General features: G+C 61.6%; 18 protein-coding genes. 9 read left to right on the forward strand and 9 right to left on the reverse strand.

All coding sequences use genetic code 11. The features are described 5' to 3' along the window. Positions 1-70 precede the first annotated feature (70 nt). The gene (locus HBN98_RS01390; RefSeq protein ID WP_025110627.1) at positions 71-916 is read left to right on the forward strand and encodes an AAA family ATPase; all 846 of its coding nucleotides are present in this window, start codon (positions 71-73) and stop codon (positions 914-916) included. Positions 917-926: 10 nt separating this feature from the next. Continuing rightward, positions 927-2,105: a vWA domain-containing protein gene (locus HBN98_RS01395; protein WP_083366682.1), complete on the forward strand. Its 1,179-nt coding sequence runs from the start codon at positions 927-929 to the stop codon at positions 2,103-2,105. 87 nt (positions 2,106-2,192) lie between these two features. Here the strand turns inward: HBN98_RS01395 and HBN98_RS01400 are convergent, their stop codons facing one another. The 4 genes from HBN98_RS01400 to HBN98_RS01415 all read right to left on the reverse strand — a co-directional run bounded on the left by HBN98_RS01400 (position 2,193) and on the right by HBN98_RS01415 (position 5,926). Continuing rightward, on the reverse strand, positions 2,193-3,110 hold the full coding sequence (locus HBN98_RS01400) for a 5-oxoprolinase subunit C family protein (protein WP_083366683.1): 918 nt from the start codon (positions 3,108-3,110) through the stop codon (positions 2,193-2,195). Then, positions 3,107-3,811 carry a 5-oxoprolinase subunit B family protein gene (locus HBN98_RS01405; protein WP_083366684.1) on the reverse strand — a complete coding sequence of 235 codons (705 nt, stop codon included), beginning with the start codon at positions 3,809-3,811 and terminating at the stop codon, positions 3,107-3,109. The genes HBN98_RS01400 and HBN98_RS01405 overlap by 4 nt, the downstream gene beginning before the upstream one ends. Then, positions 3,808-4,560 (reverse strand): 5-oxoprolinase subunit PxpA, encoded by a 753-nt coding sequence (locus tag HBN98_RS01410; RefSeq protein WP_083366685.1) that lies wholly within the window; start codon positions 4,558-4,560, stop codon positions 3,808-3,810. Before HBN98_RS01410 ends, HBN98_RS01405 begins: the two co-directional genes overlap by 4 nt. Before the next feature lie 79 nt (positions 4,561-4,639). Then, positions 4,640-5,926, reverse strand: a complete 1,287-nt coding sequence (locus tag HBN98_RS01415; protein ID WP_083366686.1) for an MFS transporter — start codon at positions 5,924-5,926, stop codon at positions 4,640-4,642. A 159-nt stretch (positions 5,927-6,085) separates the two neighbouring features. On the opposite strand from HBN98_RS01415, the gene HBN98_RS01420 reads away from it, so the two are divergent. Further along, positions 6,086-7,000: a LysR family transcriptional regulator gene (locus HBN98_RS01420; protein WP_083366687.1), complete on the forward strand. Its 915-nt coding sequence runs from the start codon at positions 6,086-6,088 to the stop codon at positions 6,998-7,000. Positions 7,001-7,152: 152 nt separating this feature from the next. Here HBN98_RS01420 and HBN98_RS01425 read toward each other — a convergent pair whose 3' ends face one another. Genes HBN98_RS01425 through HBN98_RS01435 form a run of 3 tightly spaced genes read right to left on the reverse strand, consistent with a single transcriptional unit; the run spans position 7,153 to position 9,000 of the window. Then, positions 7,153-7,695 (reverse strand): DUF2937 family protein, encoded by a 543-nt coding sequence (locus HBN98_RS01425; RefSeq protein WP_064586452.1) that lies wholly within the window; start codon positions 7,693-7,695, stop codon positions 7,153-7,155. A gap of 14 nt (positions 7,696-7,709) precedes the next feature. After that, the gene (locus HBN98_RS01430) at positions 7,710-8,486 is read right to left on the reverse strand and encodes a class II glutamine amidotransferase (protein ID WP_064586451.1); all 777 of its coding nucleotides are present in this window, start codon (positions 8,484-8,486) and stop codon (positions 7,710-7,712) included. 16 nt (positions 8,487-8,502) lie between these two features. Further along, entirely contained in the window at positions 8,503-9,000 is a 498-nt protein-coding gene (locus HBN98_RS01435) for an MFS transporter (protein WP_083366688.1), read from the reverse strand. A 225-nt stretch (positions 9,001-9,225) separates the two neighbouring features. Between HBN98_RS01435 and HBN98_RS01440 the strand changes: the two genes are divergently transcribed. After that, positions 9,226-11,280, forward strand: coding sequence for a S9 family peptidase (locus HBN98_RS01440; protein WP_083366689.1), 2,055 nt, complete (start codon positions 9,226-9,228; stop codon positions 11,278-11,280). A gap of 201 nt (positions 11,281-11,481) precedes the next feature. Then, complete coding sequence (locus HBN98_RS01445; RefSeq protein WP_083366690.1) at positions 11,482-11,955, forward strand: cyclic nucleotide-binding domain-containing protein; 474 nt, start codon at positions 11,482-11,484, stop codon at positions 11,953-11,955. Here HBN98_RS01445 and HBN98_RS01450 read toward each other — a convergent pair. Further along, entirely contained in the window at positions 11,952-12,236 is a 285-nt protein-coding gene (locus HBN98_RS01450; protein ID WP_083366691.1) for a hypothetical protein, read from the reverse strand. The two genes, HBN98_RS01445 and HBN98_RS01450, sit on opposite strands and share 4 nt — an antisense overlap. Positions 12,237-12,316: 80 nt before the next feature. Between HBN98_RS01450 and HBN98_RS01455 the strand changes: the two genes are divergently transcribed. The 4 genes from HBN98_RS01455 to HBN98_RS01470 all read left to right on the forward strand — a co-directional run bounded on the left by HBN98_RS01455 (position 12,317) and on the right by HBN98_RS01470 (position 14,487). Then, positions 12,317-13,003: a spermidine synthase gene (locus HBN98_RS01455; RefSeq protein ID WP_047598150.1), complete on the forward strand. Its 687-nt coding sequence runs from the start codon at positions 12,317-12,319 to the stop codon at positions 13,001-13,003. A gap of 50 nt (positions 13,004-13,053) precedes the next feature. After that, positions 13,054-13,425: a YajD family HNH nuclease gene (locus tag HBN98_RS01460; RefSeq protein WP_064586446.1), complete on the forward strand. Its 372-nt coding sequence runs from the start codon at positions 13,054-13,056 to the stop codon at positions 13,423-13,425. 131 nt (positions 13,426-13,556) lie between these two features. Continuing rightward, positions 13,557-14,027: an RNA methyltransferase gene (locus HBN98_RS01465; protein ID WP_007911337.1), complete on the forward strand. Its 471-nt coding sequence runs from the start codon at positions 13,557-13,559 to the stop codon at positions 14,025-14,027. Between the two features lie 82 nt (positions 14,028-14,109). Further along, a complete protein-coding gene (locus HBN98_RS01470) occupies positions 14,110-14,487 on the forward strand; it encodes a YgaP family membrane protein (protein ID WP_064586445.1) in 378 nt (125 codons plus the stop codon). Positions 14,488-14,582: 95 nt separating this feature from the next. Here the strand turns inward: HBN98_RS01470 and HBN98_RS01475 are convergent, their stop codons facing one another. Next, positions 14,583-15,812, reverse strand: coding sequence for a hypothetical protein (locus HBN98_RS01475; protein WP_083366692.1), 1,230 nt, complete (start codon positions 15,810-15,812; stop codon positions 14,583-14,585). Between the last annotated feature and the right edge of the window lie 66 nt (positions 15,813-15,878).

Consider the following 15,878-nt stretch of genomic DNA (forward strand, 5'->3'; position numbering starts at 1 on the left):
AGTCAGGGCATCCGATTTTTCGCCCCCGCCCTGCTCGTGCAGGTCGGCGTTACCGTTCGAGGATTAGCAGATGAAGTTCGAAGGCACCCAGGCCTACGTCGCCACCGATGACCTGAAGCTGGCGGTCAACGCCGCCATCACCCTGGAGCGGCCGCTGCTGGTCAAGGGTGAACCGGGCACCGGCAAGACCATGCTCGCCGAGCAACTGGCCGAATCGTTCGGCGCCAAGCTGATCACCTGGCACATCAAGTCCACCACCAAGGCCCATCAGGGGCTGTACGAGTACGATGCGGTCAGCCGTCTGCGTGACTCGCAACTGGGCAACGAAAAAGTCCACGACGTGCGCAACTACCTGAAGAAGGGCAAGCTCTGGGAGGCTTTCGAGTCCGAAGAGCGGGTGATTCTGCTGATCGACGAAATCGACAAGGCTGACATCGAGTTCCCGAATGACCTGCTGCAAGAACTCGACAAGATGGAGTTCTACGTTTACGAGATCGACGAGACCATCAAGGCCAAGAAGCGCCCGATCATCATCATTACCTCGAACAACGAGAAAGAGCTGCCGGACGCCTTCCTGCGCCGCTGCTTCTTCCACTACATCGCTTTCCCGGACCGCACCACCCTGCAGAAAATCGTCGACGTGCACTACCCGGACATCAAGAAGGATTTGGTCAGCGAAGCGCTGGACGTGTTCTTCGACGTGCGTAAGGTACCGGGCCTGAAGAAGAAGCCGTCGACTTCCGAACTGGTCGACTGGCTGAAGCTGTTGATGGCCGACAACATCGGCGAAGCGGTGCTGCGCGAACGCGATCCGACCAAAGCCATTCCGCCGCTGGCCGGTGCGCTGGTGAAGAACGAGCAGGACGTGCAGCTGCTTGAGCGTCTGGCGTTCATGAGCCGTCGCGGCTCTCGATAAGGGCATCGTCATGCTGCTCAACCTGTTCAATGAGATGCGTGCAGCCAAGGTGCCGGTGTCGGTGCGCGAACTGCTCGACCTGATCAACGCGCTGAAACAGCGCGTGACCTTCGCCGACATGGACGAGTTCTACTACTTGTCGCGGGCGATTCTGGTGAAGGACGAACGGCATTTCGACAAGTTCGACCGCGCGTTCGGCGCCTACTTCAATGGCCTGGATAAACTCGACGATCACTTGCAGGCGCTGATTCCCGAAGACTGGTTGCGCAAGGAGTTCGAGCGTTCATTGACCGATGAGGAACGCGCGCAGATCCAGTCCCTTGGCGGTCTGGACAAGCTGATCGAAGAATTCAAGAAGCGTCTGGAAGAACAGAAGGAACGCCACGCCGGCGGTAACAAGTGGATCGGCACCGGCGGCACCAGCCCGTTCGGATCCGGCGGTTTCAACCCGGAAGGCATCCGGGTCGGTGATGCCGGCAAGCGTCAGGGCAAAGCGGTGAAAGTCTGGGATCAGCGCGAGTACAAGAACCTCGACGATTCGGTGGAACTGGGCACGCGCAACATCAAGGTCGCCCTGCGCCGTCTGCGCAAATTCGCCCGCCAGGGTGCGGCGGAAGAGCTGGACATCGACGGCACCATCGACCACACCGCCAAGGACGCCGGCCTGTTGAACATCCAGATGCGCCCGGAACGGCGCAACACGGTAAAGCTGTTGCTGCTGTTCGACATCGGTGGCTCGATGGACGCGCACGTGAAGATCTGTGAAGAGCTGTTCTCCGCCTGCAAGACCGAGTTCAAGCATCTCGAATACTTCTACTTCCACAACTTCATTTATGAATCGGTGTGGAAGAACAACATGCGCCGTACTTCCGAGCGTTTCTCGACTCAGGATTTGCTGCACAAGTACGGCGCCGACTACAAAGTGATATTCATCGGCGACGCTGCGATGGCACCCTATGAAATCACCCAGGCCGGCGGCAGCGTCGAGCACTGGAACGAAGAGCCGGGCTACGTGTGGATGCAGCGCTTCATGGAGAAGTATAAGAAGCTCATCTGGATCAATCCGTATCCGAAGGACACGTGGGGCTATACGTCATCGACCAATATCGTGCGCGATTTGATCGAGGATCAGATGTATCCGTTGACCCTGCGTGGGTTGGAAGAAGGGATGCGGTTCTTGTCCAAATAAAAGCAAAAGATCGCAGCCTTCGGCAGCTCCTACAGAAAAATTCGCGTTTCTATGTAGGAGCTGCCGCAGGCTGCGATCTTTTGATCTTCAACCAAAGCGCTGCAAATACTCGACATGCTCCCGGTGCGCGACGTCCTGCACCACCGGCCTCAACCGCACCTGCGCGCCCGGCAGACACTGCGCCAGCCGCGCCAGTGCCAACGGCGTCAACGCCCCCAACCGCGGATAACCGCCAATGGTCTGCCGATCATTGAGCAGCACGATCGGCTGCCCGTCCGGCGGCACCTGCACCGCGCCAAGCGGAATACCCTCGGAAATCATCGGCCTGCCCTGATACTGCAGCGCTTTGCCCAGCAACCGAATCCCCATGCGGTCGGCCCGACTGTCCAGCGTCCACGGACTGTTGAACACATCGAACAGGCTCTGCCCGCTGAACTGGCCGACCTGTGCGCCGAGCACCAGATCCAGCGGCGTATTGAGCTTCAGATCCGGGCGAAGCACTATCGGCACTTCACGCACCTGCAGCGTTTCGCCGTGATAGCTCAGCGTCGCGCCCTTGGCCAACGGCAAACCCATGCCATCAAGACCACCGAGCTCCTCGCGCACCACCGTAGCGCTACTGCCCAGCACCTGCGGCGCGTCGAAACCGCCGGGGGCCGCCAGATATGCGCGGGCGCCTAGCAACGGTTGGGTGAACTGTAACGTCTGCCCTTTGCCCAGTTTGAAACTGCGCCACGGCGCCAGCGCCTGCCCATCGATCTGCGCGCCAAGGTCGGCGCCGGCCAGCGCCAGCACGCAACCCTCCTGCGCAACCACGGCAAACCCGCCAAGGGTGATTTCGATCACCGTCACGTCCAGGTCATTGCCCAGCAGCCAGTTGGCCCAGCTCATCGAACACCAGTCCGCCGCGCCGCCCTGGGTCACGCCCAAATGGCGCACGCCGAAGCGTCCGGCGTCCTGCAACAAGCACAGCGGCGTGCTCGCCTCTATCATCAGTCGGCTCATGCCTGCGCCTCCAGCGGGGTGTCGTCGCCGCCCAGGTTGATGAACTCGGCGTGACTCACCGCTTCGAAGCGCACGGTGTCGCCAGGCTGCATCAGGCTGTAGCCGTCGCGATGGCGGTCGAACAGTTTGGCCGGCGTACGGCCGATCAGGTTCCAGCCACCGGGGGATACCACCGGGTAAGCGGCGGTCTGCCGTTCGGCGATGCCGACGCTACCGGCCGCGACTTTCTTGCGCGGGGTGTCCAGCCGTGGCGCTGCCAGCACTTCTTCGACCAGCCCCATGAAGGCGAATCCCGGGGCAAAGCCGAGGGCGAACACCTGATATTCACGGGTGCTGTGGCGGCGAATCACCTCGTCCACCGCCAGACCGCTGCGCTGCGCCAACAGGCTCAGTTCCGGCCCGACGCTCAAGTCGTACCAGACCGGCAACACATGGCACTGACCGCCGGCGCGCGCATTCGGTGACAGGTCGATCAGCGCTTCAGCGATCAATTCCCGCGCCTGACCCGGATTCAATAATGTCAGGTCGTAATGCACCATCAACGTGGTGTAGGACGGCACCAGATCGATCAACTGTGCTCCAAACACCGCGCGCAGGCGCTCGCTGGCGGCGAGCATCCACGGCATGTTGGTTTCGGCGATTTCATCGAACAGGCGCAGCATCAGGCAGTCCAGGGCCACCCCTTCAATCCGTGGGTTCATGGCGCACTCTGCTGATTCAGGGCCTCGCGAATGCGCTGCACGGCGGCCACCGAACTGGCGTTGTCACCATGCACGCAGAGGGTGTTGGCCTGCAGATGCAAGGCGCTGCCGTCGCTGGCCACGAGCTCAGCGCCACGGGCGATGGTCAGGGCCTGCTCGATGATTTTTTCCGGATCGTGATGCACCGCCCCCGGCAGTTGGCGCGACACGAGTTTGCCAGCGCTGTCGTAGGCACGGTCGGCGAAGGCTTCGAACCAAAGGGTCACGCCGTATTCATCACCAAGTTGCTGCGCCGCCGAGTTGTCGCGGGTGGCCATCAACATCAGCGGCAAACTGCGATCGTAGGCCGCCACGGCCTGAATCACCGCGCGCAATTGCGCCGGGTTGGCCATCATGTCGTTGTACATCGCGCCGTGGGGTTTGACGTAGCTGACCCGCCCGCCCTGCGCCCGACAAATGCCGTCCAGCGCACCGATCTGGTAATGCAGGATGTCTTGCAGCTCTTGCGCGGAATACGCCATGGAGCGGCGGCCGAAACCGACCAGATCCTGATAGGCCGGATGCGCGCCGATCTGCACGCCGTGGCTCAAGGCGAGGCTGACGGTTTTGCGCATGATGCCCGGGTCGCCGGCATGGAAACCGCAGGCCACATTGGCGCAATCGATGAAGGGCATGACTTCGGCGTCAAGACCCATGGTCCAGCTGCCGAAACTCTCGCCAATGTCGCAATTCAATAACAGGCGGCTCACGGTAAACACTCCTGTAGCTTCTTGTCTTTCTATCCGTAGGACAAATGCCCCGTTGGGCACTGCCCCCGCAGGTTATCAGTTACTGCGCATCCAGTTGCTTGCCACGGGTTTCCGGCAGGCTCAGCGCGGCGAGAATCACCACCCCGTAGGACACCGCCGCAAACGCGCCGATACCCACGCTCAGCGGTACTTTCTGACTGAGCAAACCAATCAACAGGGGAAACAGCGCCGCCAGCGCCCGGCCGATGTTGTAGCAGAAGCCTTGGCCCGAACCGCGAATCCGCGTCGGAAACAACTCGGTGAGAAACGCGCCCATGCCGCTGAAAATCCCCGAGGCGAAAAAGCCCAGCGGAAAGCCCAGCCACAGCATCACGCCATTACTGACCGGCAGCTGCGTATACAGCAGAACAATGGTGAACGAACCGACCGCGAACAGGATGAAGTTCTTTTTACGTCCCAGCAGGTCGGTCAGGTAAGCGCTGATCACATAGCCGACGTAGGAACCGACGATCACCATCGCCAGATACCCGCCGGTGCCAAGCACACTCAAGCCGCGTTCGTTCTTGAGGAACGTCGGCAGCCACGAAGTGATTGCGTAATACCCGCCCAGCGCCCCGGTGGTCAGCAACGACGCGCGGAACGTGGTGAACAGCATGCCGGGGGCAAAGATCTCGTAGAACTTTGCCGGGTTCTGCGGGGTTTGCGCAGCCTTGGCTTCGCGATAGATCTCCGGGTCTTTCACCAGCCGACGGACGAAGATCACGAAGATCGCCGGCACGATACCGAGGATGAACAGCGCCCGCCAGGCGTCTTCCGGCGGCAATACAGAGAACAGCAGCGCATACAGAATCGCCGTCAGCCCCCACCCCAGGGCCCAGCCGGATTGCACCATGCCCACCGCTTTGCCGCGGTCCTTGGCGCGAATCACTTCACCGATCAGCACCGCGCCGGCGGTCCATTCGCCGCCGAAACCGAAGCCCATCAGGGTGCGGGCGATCAACAGCTGTTCGTAGTTCTGGGCGAAGCCGCAGAGGAAGGTGAAGAAGGCGAACCACAGCACCGTCAGTTGCAGGGTGCGCACGCGGCCGATGCGGTCGGAAAGAATTCCCGCCACCCAGCCGCCAATGGCCGAAGCGATCAGGGTGCTGGTGTGAATCAGCCCGGCCTGTCCGGTGGTGATGCCCCACATGGCAATCAGGGTCGGCACCACGAAGCTGAGCATCTGCGTGTCCATGCCGTCCAGGCCATAGCCGATCTTGCAGCTCCAGAAGGTGCGACGCTCTTGCTGATTGATGTTGCGATACCAGTCGAACGGCCCCGGACGCGCCGTTGCCGTGGATGCTTCTAAGGTGTCGGGAGCACTCATGGCTTATCTCCGCAGGTTTTTTATTGGTCTTGTTCGTAGCCCCGACGACGCCTATCGTGGGAACCGGATGCGCCGATTTTTGGGCGCTCCGCCCTGCTGCGTCCAACGAATAAAAACCCGCCTTAGGCATAAGAAAAACTTGTCACCCGAGCCGTTGCCATGAACCTGAAGTTTCTCGAGACCTTTGTCTGGGTCGCCCGGCTGAAGAGTTTTCGCCTGACCGCCGACAAGCTGTTCACCACCCAGGCGTCGATTTCCAGCCGCATCGCGGTGCTCGAAGGCGAGCTGGGGGTGAAGCTGTTTCTGCGTGATTCACGCGGCGTCAGCCTGACGCCCGAAGGCTTGAAAGTGCTGGATTACGCCGAGCAGATGCTCGACACCATGTCCGCGCTCAAGCAATCGATCGAGACCCGTTCGAGCAAGGTCGGCCGGGTGCGCATCGGGGTGATGGACACGGTGATTCATACTTGGCTCAGCCCGTTGGTGGCAAAGATGACCGACCTGTATCCGCGGGTGGAAATCGAACTGGTGGCGGATACCTCGCTGAACCTCTGCGATCAGCTGCAAAAAGGCTTTCTCGATCTGATTCTGCAAACCGATCTGGTGCGCCACGAAAGCGTGCGCAGCCTGGAACTGGCCAGCCACCCGCTGGGCTGGATCGTCGCCAGCCAATCGATCTACAACCGCGACTATGCCGACCTGGGCGAACTGGCGCAGGAACGGATCATCACCTACTCGAAAAACTCCCGACCGCACCAGGACCTGCTGGCACTGATGCAGGCCAACGGCGTGCCGGCGCCACGCCTGAACTGCGTGAACTCGGTGTCGGCGATTACCCGGCTGCTGCGCGATGGATTTGGCATCGGCGTCCTGCCGCCAGTGCTGGTGGCCGAGGAACTGGCCCGGGGCGAACTGACCTTGCTCGACATCGACCAGCGGCCACCGAACTTGCAGGTGGTGGTGTCGTGGCGGATCGGTGTGGAATGGGTCGAGGAGATGGTGACGCTGTGTCAGCAGGTGCTGGGGGACTATGCGCGCAAGGTGGGCGAGAACTACATTGTTTTAAGTCACTGAGCCCTTGTGGCGAGGGAGCTTGCTCCCGCTGGACTGCGAAGCAGGCCCAAAACCAGACACCCTAATCATCCAGGACCATTGAGTTCATTGGTTTACGACTGCTGCGCAGCCGGGCGGGAGCAAGCTCCCTCGCCACAGTGATCGCGCGGTCCTTAAAGACCACGCACATCGCGGTCTTCAATCGGCCGGCTCTGGCGCAAACGCCGGCCGCCCAGCACCACCCAGTCAATCAGACGAATCAGGCACTCGATGCCGAACGACAGCAGCAGCGCGCCACTCATGCCCCAGATCATCGCTTCCGGGGTCAGCAGGATCTGGTAGCTGTAGCCGTTCCAGGTTTCCTTGCGGATATCCGGATCAGCGGCCAGCACCACTTGCAGGAAGCGGATGTACCACGGGCCCTGCATGGCCTGGAACTGTTTATCCAGCGCAATCTGTCGGTTGAGCAAGGTGCTCAGGCTGTCGGCATCGCTGCGAAACACCGGATCGTCGCTGGCGCGGTAATGCGCGACCAACGCCTGCAGGTCGCCCTTGAAGAACTGCTCGGCCGTGCCCTGGAAGCCACGCAAACCGGTTTGCGCTTCGATCAGGTGAGCTTCGACGCGTTTGGCGTAATCGTTGATGAAACCCGGCACCTGGACACCGATCAACAGGCCCGCCGCAAACAACACCAGCCGTAGATAACTGAGCAACATCGAGGAGAGATCCTTTATTCGGTCGTGCCCTGGCTGACGCATTCGCCGCGTCGCCACAGGCTCCATTGGCCCGGTTCGTAACGGGTCCAGGTTTCGTTTTCGGTCAAAGGCTCGGTAGCGATCACCGTGACCACGTCGTTGGGCGTGGTTTCCGCCTGGAAATCGACGATCACATCGACATCCTTGAGCCGCGCCGGGCCGAACGGTGCGCGCCGGGTGATCTGTGCCAGTTTGGTCGAGCAATAGCAGAACAGCCAGTCGCCGTCGCTGAGCAGGCAGTTGAACACCCCTTTGCTGCGGTATTCGGCGCACGCGGCAACCAGGTCCGGCAGCAGCTCTTCTATATCGACCGGTTCTGGAAAGGCTGCACGCACACGGTTGAGCAGATCGCAGAACGCCGCTTCGCTGTCGGTGTCGCCCACCGGGCGGTAGAAACTCTTGATCGGGGTGAAATCGGCGAGCTGGCCGTTGTGCGCGAAACACCAGTTGCGCCCCCAGAGTTCGCGGACGAACGGATGGGTGTTGGACAGGCAGACCTTGCCGACGTTGGCCTGACGAATGTGGCCGATGACCACTTCGCTCTTGATCGGATAGCGCTGCACCAGGTTGGCCACTTCCGATTCACAGCTCGCCGCCGGGTCCTGGAACAGGCGCAGGCCGCGACCTTCATAGAAGGCGATGCCCCAGCCGTCGCGGTGCGGGCCGGTGCGCCCGCCGCGCTGCATCAGGCCGGTGAAGCTGAACACGATATCGGTCGGCACGTTGGCACTCATGCCCAGTAATTCACACATGTGCGGACTCTCGTGATTACAGACGCGGCTCGACGCGCATGCGCTGCGGATTGTTCGGCACCGGCGGACGACCGTAGCGGTCATCGCCGGCAGCGCCGAACGGTTGATCGTCGTCGCGATCATCGGCACGGGCCGCGGCCCTGGCGGCTTCGGCCTGTTCACGACGCGCGCGGGAGGCGCGTTCGATCGGGAAGCGGATCAACACGAAAATCAGGTAGATGCCGAAGGCGATCATGCCGTACATGAACAGATCGGAAATCGCCCGCCAGGCGTTGTTGCCGACCTTGAACGCCAGATCCAGCGCAGTAATGGCGATGGACGGGGCGACCTTGGCTTTCACCGGGTCAATGATGGTCGGGCTGAACAGCAACACCGCCATCAGCACACGCAGCGGCTCGCGCAGCCAGCGCCACATCCAGCGGGTCAGGCGCATCCATACCAACAGGCAGCCCACAGCGGCAAAGGCGTAGAGGCCCCAGGCGATCAGATAGTCGTTCTCGGTCATGGTGTCCATGGCAAGGCAGGCAAAGAGGCGCTTATAGTAACGACTTTTCGCCCGCCAGGCTTGTCCCAATAGACACACGACCTGTGGGAGCGAGCCTGCTCGCGAATACGGACGGTCAGTTAAAACAGGGTTGTCTGACCCACCGCTTTCGCGAGCAGGCTCGCGCCCACAGGTGCTGCGGCGGTTTCACGATCCGCGAAAACCTTTATTCCGAACATTGTACGAGAGCCTTCCATGCCCCAATCCGCCCCCGTCATCCGCGCCCCGATAGCCCACAAGGCTGCCGGTGCCGACCCGTATGCCTGGCTGCAGGAGCGCGACACCGACGCGGTGCTCGACTACCTCAAGGCTGAAAACGCCTATCAGGAAGCACAGACCGCCGATCAGGCCGGCCTGCGCGAAAGCCTGTTCGAGGAGATCAAGGGCCGGATCCTCGAAACCGACCTGTCCCTGCCCTCGCCGTGGGGCCCGTACCTGTATTACACGCGCACTACCGCCGGCGATGAATACGCCCGCCATTACCGCTGCCCGCGGCCGGCCGACGACAGCCTGACCCTCGACGAAAGTCGCGAACAACTGCTGCTCGACCCGAACGTGCTGGCCAACGGCGGGTTTTTCTCCCTCGGCGCGTTCAGCATCAGCCCCGACCACCAGCGTCTGGCCTACAGCGTCGATGCCTCGGGCGACGAGATTTACACGCTGTTCGTCAAGGAACTGGCCAATGACAAGGTCAGCGAACTGGAATTCGAGGATTGCGACGGCAGCATGACCTGGGCCAACGACAGCCTGACCCTGTTTTTTGCCGTACTCGACGACACCCATCGTCCGCACAAACTGTTTCGCTACCGCCTCGACGGCACCGCTGCCGAAGAAGTGTTCCATGAGCCGGACGGGCGTTTCTTCCTGCATTGCTACCGCTCCAGTTCCGAGCAGCAACTGCTGCTGACCCTGGGCAGCAAGACCACCACTGAAGTCTGGGCGCTGGATGCTCATCAGCCGCACCAGCCCTTCACCTGCCTGGCGCCACGGGTCGAGGATCACGAGTACGACGTCGACCACGGCATGCTCGACGGCGCGTGGACGTGGTTCATTCGCACCAACCGCGACGGCATCAACTTCGCCCTGTATCAGGCGCCGGACACCGGTGTCGCGCCAAGCGAAGCCGACTGGCAAAACCTGATCCCGCACAGCGAAACGGTGATGCTTGACGGCGTAACCCTCAACGCCGAAGCCATGACCCTGAGCCTGCGCGAAGGCGGTTTGCCGGTCATCGAAGTTCACCCGCAAGGTCTGACGCCGTATCGCGTGCAGTTGCCGGACGCGGCCTACAGCCTCTATGTGCAGAACAGCCTGGAGTTTGAAAGCGATCGCATTCGTCTGCGTTACGAAGCGCTGAATCGCCCGGCCCAAGTGCGCCAGCTGATCCTCGCCAGCGGCGAGCAAACCGTCCTGAAAGAAACCCCGGTGCTCGGCCCGTTCGACGCCGACGCCTACGTCAGCCAACGCCTGTGGGCCACCGCGCCGGACGGCACGCAGGTGCCGATCAGTCTGGTGATGAAACGCGAAATGCTCGGCAAGCCGGTGCCGCTGTACCTGTATGGCTACGGCGCTTACGGCTCGAGCCTCGATCCGTGGTTCTCCCACGCACGCCTGAGTCTGCTGGATCGCGGCATGGCCTTCGCCATCGCTCACGTACGCGGTGGCGGTGAGTTGGGTGAAGCCTGGTATCGCGCCGGCAAGCAGGAACACAAGCACAACACCTTCAGCGACTTCATTGCCTGCGCCGAATTCCTGATCCTCAACGGCATCACCACCGCCGAGAAACTGGCGATCAGCGGCGGCAGCGCGGGCGGCTTGTTGATTGGCGCGGTGCTGAACCAGCGCCCGGACCTGTTTGGCGTGGCGATTGCCGAAGTGCCATTCGTCGACGTGCTCAACACCATGCTCGACCCGGAGCTGCCGCTGACTGTCACCGAATACGACGAATGGGGCAACCCCGAAGAGCCGGACGTCTACGAGCGGATCAAGGCTTACGCGCCGTACGAAAACGTCAGCGCGCAGGATTATCCGGCCACCCTGGTGATCGCCGGCTACAACGACAGCCGCGTGCAGTACTGGGAAGCGGCCAAGTGGGTGGCAAAACTGCGCGCGACCAAGACCGACGACAATCTGCTGCTGCTCAAGACCGAACTCGGCGCCGGGCATGGCGGGATGAGCGGGCGTTATCAGGGATTACGTGACGTAGCGCTCGAATATGCATTCGTGTTCAAGGTTTTGGGCCTGGCCTGAGGAACTCCGTCGGTCACTTGGGTCTTAACTCCAGACCCAAGAGGCCGATATCACCCAGACCCCCTGTAGGAGCTGCCGAAGGCTGCGATCTTTTGATCTTGTCTTGCAAAAAATCAAAATCAAAAGATCGCAGCCTGCGGCAGCTCCTACAGTGGAATGGTGTAAGCCTGGAATCAGTGAAAACAAAAAGACCGCAATGACATGTCAGAACCAACCCTACTGAACAACGAAATCCGCGACTGGCTGATGGATTGTGGCCTGTTCGATCAATTGCAGCTGGCGGACTTCGCGGCGGCCTCGGGCTATTTCAGCATCAGCACCGTGGCAGAGGGCGAAGCGATTTTCCGCGAGGGCGATGCCGGCAGCTTCATGTGCATCATCCACACCGGCCAGGTCGCCGTGCAGAAGACCGGGGCCGACGGCCAGGTCATCACCATGGCGACCCTGCGCAGCGGGCGGGCGTTCGGGGAAATGGCCGTGCTCGATGGCGAACGACGTTCGGCCACCTGCATCGCAGCGAGCAACTGCCAGTTGCTGAACCTGGGCAAGGACTCGCTGGAAAAGATGCTCAACGACGCGCCGAAGATCGCCGCCAAAATCATCCGCGCCCTCGCCGTGTCCCTGTCCAAACGCCTGCGCATGGCCGACGGCCAACTGGCGGCGCAGCAGATCTAGCCGCCGGGGGACTTGACCTTGGTGCCGCTCGGTTCGATACCCGGCACCGGTTGATCCTTGCTCGGCGGGCTGGGCATTTCGATCGGCACCAGCGGCGGACTGCCGCTGCCCGCGCCGGCCTTCGGCACGCTGATCGGGGTGATTTGCGGATACGGCGTTGGCGTAGCGGTACCGGGCGATCCGGGTTGCGGCGTCGGGCTGACCGGAATGGTCTGTTGCGCCTGCACTGCAGTAATCGAGAGCGCGGCCAGGGCAATGACCGTTAGAATGGTGCGCTTCATCAAGGGCTCCGTTTGGCCTCTAGTCTGCGCTCAGGCTACTCCCAACGGGCCTGCTTGCCTTCCCCCTTGTAGAGATTTCCATGAAACGTTTCGTTCTGCTCGACACCACGCCGATCCCTGACAACGGTGGCGCCCTGTGCCTGTTCGAGTATGGCGAGGATTTCGTCATCAAGATCCAGGGCGGCGACGGCGGGCAATTGATGAACACACGCATGCACGGTTCCGAAGATGCGCTGGCCGAGATTCCCTGCCGCAAGGTCGCCGGCCGGCCAAATTCGCGGGTGCTGATCGGCGGTCTGGGCATGGGTTTCACCCTCGCCTCGGCGCTCAAGCATCTGGGCAAAAGCGCCGAAGTGGTGGTCGCCGAACTGGTGCCGGGCGTCGTCGAATGGAACCGTGGCCCGCTGGGTGAAAAGTCCGGGCGCCCCTTGCTCGATCCGCGCACGGTGATCCGTCAGGACGACGTGGCCAAGGTCCTGCAAAGCGAGCCGAACGGCTTCGACGCAATCATGCTCGACGTCGACAACGGCCCCGAAGGCCTGACCCAGAAGGCCAACAGCTGGCTGTATTCCGCCGCCGGGCTCAATGCCTGCGCCAAGGCCCTGCGCCCTAAAGGCGTACTCGCCGTATGGTCGGCCAGCGCTGACCGGCAGTTTTCCGACAAATTGAAGAAGGCCGGTTTCAAGGCCGAAGAAGTCCAGGTCTTCGCCCACGGCAACAAGGGCACTCGCCACACGATCTGGATTGCCGAGAAGCTCAAGGGCTGAGCTAAACTGGCGTCATAACCGTCATTAGTCTTTTTTACAAAGGTGAACCCATGAGTTCGTCCACCCCGACCAACACGTCGAAGCTCGATCGCATCCTTGCCGACAACCAGCGCGACAAGGAAATGGGCTACCGCGACAAGGCCCTGAAGATGTACCCGCACGTGTGTGGCCGCTGCGCCCGTGAGTTCTCCGGCAAGCGCCTGAGCGAACTGACCGTGCACCACCGCGACCACAACCACGACAACAACCCGCAGGACGGCTCGAACTGGGAGCTGTTGTGCCTGTACTGCCACGACAACGAACACTCGCGCTACACCGACCAGCAATACTTCGACGACGGCTCGCTGAGCACGCCGAAGATTGCCAAGGCGACGCATAACCCGTTTGCCGCCCTGGCCGGGTTGATGAAGAAAGAAGATTAAAAGCAAAAGATCGCAGCCTTCGGCAGCTCCTACAGGGTGTACGCCATTCAACTGCAGGAGCTGCCGAAGGCTGCGATCTTTTGATCTTATCCCCGTATAATCGCCCTCTTTTTCCCGAAGGCACCCCGCTCGTGGCAGACAAACGTTACAGCTGCATTGGTTTGTACAACCCCAAGTCACCGGAGAACGTCGGTTCGGTGATGCGCGCTGCAGGCTGTTACGGCGTGGCGTCGGTGTTCTACACCGGCAAGCGTTATGAACGCGCCGCCGATTTCGTCACGGACACCAAGCGCGTGCACTACGACATCCCGCTGATCGGCATCGACGACCTGAAAAAGATCCTCCCGCTCAACTGCGTACCGGTCGCCGTGGAACTGGTCGAAGGCGCCCGCCCGCTGCCTGAATACACCCACCCGGACCGCGCGCTGTACATCTTCGGCCCGGAAGACGGTTCGCTGGACAAAGAGATCCGCGACTGGTGCGAAGACGTCGTGTACATCCCGACCACCGGCTGCATGAACCTCGCCGCCACGGTCAACGTCGTGCTCTACGACCGCATGGCCAAGGGCCTGAACACTCGTTCCGGGCCGAAATTCCGCTGAAACGTCGCACATCCGATGGAACGAGCTGGCCGCTGCGGCAGTCAGCTTATCTATCTATTGCACAATGCCTGGGAGACAGATCATGACCGAACTCAAACGTGTCCAACGTATCGAATCCACCCCGTTTCAGAGCCACCCCGAGCAGAACGTCGAAGGCTGGGAGCGCATCGGCTCGCTGGCCGGTGGCGTGATCATGGTCGGCAAGGGCCTGCGCCGTGGCGGTGTGTTCGGTCTGATTCAGGTGGCGATCGGCGGCGTGGCGATGGCTCGCGGCATCACCGGGCACAGCTCGGTGAAAAGCCTGCTGGAGAAAAGCCGCCAGGACATGAACAACGTGCGGGCCAAGATCGAACGTGCCGGTGAAGAGCTGAGCCAGCTGAAAGCCAATGCCGAGGCGGCGACCCGCAGCGCGACGGTGACCGGCAATGATTCAGTGAAATCGCCTAAAGCCGGGGTTTGATGGTTTAAAAGCAAAAGATCGCAGCCTTCGGCAGCTCCTACAGGGAAAACGCATTCCACATGTAGGAGCTGCCGAAGGCTGCGATCTTTTGATCTTTACTGTAGTAACGCGGTATCAAGGACTTTGGAGGACTCGCCAAGAACACTCTCGGCCAGTTGCACAAACTCCTTGGTACTCACCGTCCCCAAATGCATCGCCCCGCGCAACACATCATCCAGCGAGCGCTTGTTGCGCGTCTTCAGGCGAATCTCGCGATCCAGCTCCTGCAGCACCATCACCGCTTTTGACAACTGCGCTGAGCTGATCTGCTCGCCGCGCAACGTCGTCACCTTCTGACTGTCCTTGGTCAACTTCGCCTGCAACGCCTGATACCGCTCATCGCCCATGCCGCCGGCGCGGCGCACCAGTTCGATTGCGTAGTACTCGGCAAACCCTTCGCTGATCCAGTCGCTGCGCTGCGCGTCGTTGATGCGCCCGAACACCTGCGCCAGTTCGCGTACCAGCGCACTGCTGCCGCTCTCGCTGACCAGTGGCAGGCGCGTGTTGAGGTAGATCGATTCGTGGGCACCGAGGCTGCCGCGCCACATCGGGTCGTTGGCGCCGACGATCAGCAGTTTTTTCGGATGCCGGGGATAGACTGCTTGCACCTGCGGCCAGACGAACGTCAGCAAGGTCAGCACATCCATGCGGTGCATGCCCTGCCCTTGCGGCGAAGCCACGGTGACTTCGGTTTCGCCCAGACGCGTGCGGCGACTGCCGAGGTGGCCGGCGAGCATCCAGCCGGTCGGGCGATCGAACAGGCGTGAAGGGTTGTCGATGCGGAATGTGTTCTTGCCGATACGCGGCCAGGCGGTTTCGACGCTTTTCCAGCCGTTGGGCAACTCGAATTGAAGGCGTGACACCAGCTCGACGCCATCCTGCTGATCGAGCTTGGCCGGCGGCACCAGATCATCGCCGCGCAGCAGTGCCCAGCTCGGGGTCATGCGCGTGTCGAAACTGCCGTTCTTGCGCCCGTGGCTGATACGCACGCGGTAAGTCAGGCTGGCCTTGTCACTGGTCGGGCGCCAGACGCCCCGTGCGTTTTTGCCCGGGGTCAGCAGCCATTGGCCGTCGGCCTTGAAGTCGCTGTAATGGCTGCCGTCACCGAGGTCAAAATCGAGACTGCGCACCACCTCGCCTTGGGCCAGGGTCAGGCGCACTTCGGCCTGATCGCTTTGCGGCAACAGACGCACGTGGTAATCCAGATCGACTTTCTTCGCCGCCCATACTGGCGCGCTTAGCGCCAGCAGACCAACGCCCAGCGTTCGCCGCAATCCCACAGCCATAAACACTCCTTGTGGCAGTCAGAACTATTTTGTGAGTGCTGCGCACTCAAGCGGGACGGTGCGGCG

Source organism: Pseudomonas koreensis (assembly GCF_012986595.1).
GTDB classification, from domain to species: domain Bacteria; phylum Pseudomonadota; class Gammaproteobacteria; order Pseudomonadales; family Pseudomonadaceae; genus Aquipseudomonas; species Aquipseudomonas koreensis.

Excerpts from the sequence above, each read along its gene's own strand:
- HBN98_RS01425 (WP_064586452.1), bottom strand. The coding sequence starts at position 7,695 with ATGTTGCTCAGTTATCTACGGCTGGTGTTGTTTGCGGCGGGCCTGTTG.
- HBN98_RS01475 (WP_083366692.1), bottom strand. The coding sequence starts at position 15,812 with ATGGCTGTGGGATTGCGGCGAACGCTGGGCGTTGGTCTGCTGGCGCTA.
- HBN98_RS01400 (WP_083366683.1), bottom strand. The coding sequence starts at position 3,110 with ATGAGCCGACTGATGATAGAGGCGAGCACGCCGCTGTGCTTGTTGCAG.
- HBN98_RS01445 (WP_083366690.1), top strand. The coding sequence starts at position 11,482 with ATGTCAGAACCAACCCTACTGAACAACGAAATCCGCGACTGGCTGATG.
- HBN98_RS01415 (WP_083366686.1), bottom strand. The coding sequence starts at position 5,926 with ATGAGTGCTCCCGACACCTTAGAAGCATCCACGGCAACGGCGCGTCCG.
- HBN98_RS01450 (WP_083366691.1), bottom strand. The coding sequence starts at position 12,236 with ATGAAGCGCACCATTCTAACGGTCATTGCCCTGGCCGCGCTCTCGATT.
- HBN98_RS01455 (WP_047598150.1), top strand. The coding sequence starts at position 12,317 with ATGAAACGTTTCGTTCTGCTCGACACCACGCCGATCCCTGACAACGGT.
- HBN98_RS01435 (WP_083366688.1), bottom strand. The coding sequence starts at position 9,000 with ATGGACACCATGACCGAGAACGACTATCTGATCGCCTGGGGCCTCTAC.
- HBN98_RS01470 (WP_064586445.1), top strand. The coding sequence starts at position 14,110 with ATGACCGAACTCAAACGTGTCCAACGTATCGAATCCACCCCGTTTCAG.
- HBN98_RS01395 (WP_083366682.1), top strand. The coding sequence starts at position 927 with ATGCTGCTCAACCTGTTCAATGAGATGCGTGCAGCCAAGGTGCCGGTG.
- HBN98_RS01460 (WP_064586446.1), top strand. The coding sequence starts at position 13,054 with ATGAGTTCGTCCACCCCGACCAACACGTCGAAGCTCGATCGCATCCTT.
- HBN98_RS01390 (WP_025110627.1), top strand. The coding sequence starts at position 71 with ATGAAGTTCGAAGGCACCCAGGCCTACGTCGCCACCGATGACCTGAAG.
- HBN98_RS01440 (WP_083366689.1), top strand. The coding sequence starts at position 9,226 with ATGCCCCAATCCGCCCCCGTCATCCGCGCCCCGATAGCCCACAAGGCT.
- HBN98_RS01405 (WP_083366684.1), bottom strand. The coding sequence starts at position 3,811 with ATGAACCCACGGATTGAAGGGGTGGCCCTGGACTGCCTGATGCTGCGC.
- HBN98_RS01420 (WP_083366687.1), top strand. The coding sequence starts at position 6,086 with ATGAACCTGAAGTTTCTCGAGACCTTTGTCTGGGTCGCCCGGCTGAAG.
- HBN98_RS01430 (WP_064586451.1), bottom strand. The coding sequence starts at position 8,486 with ATGTGTGAATTACTGGGCATGAGTGCCAACGTGCCGACCGATATCGTG.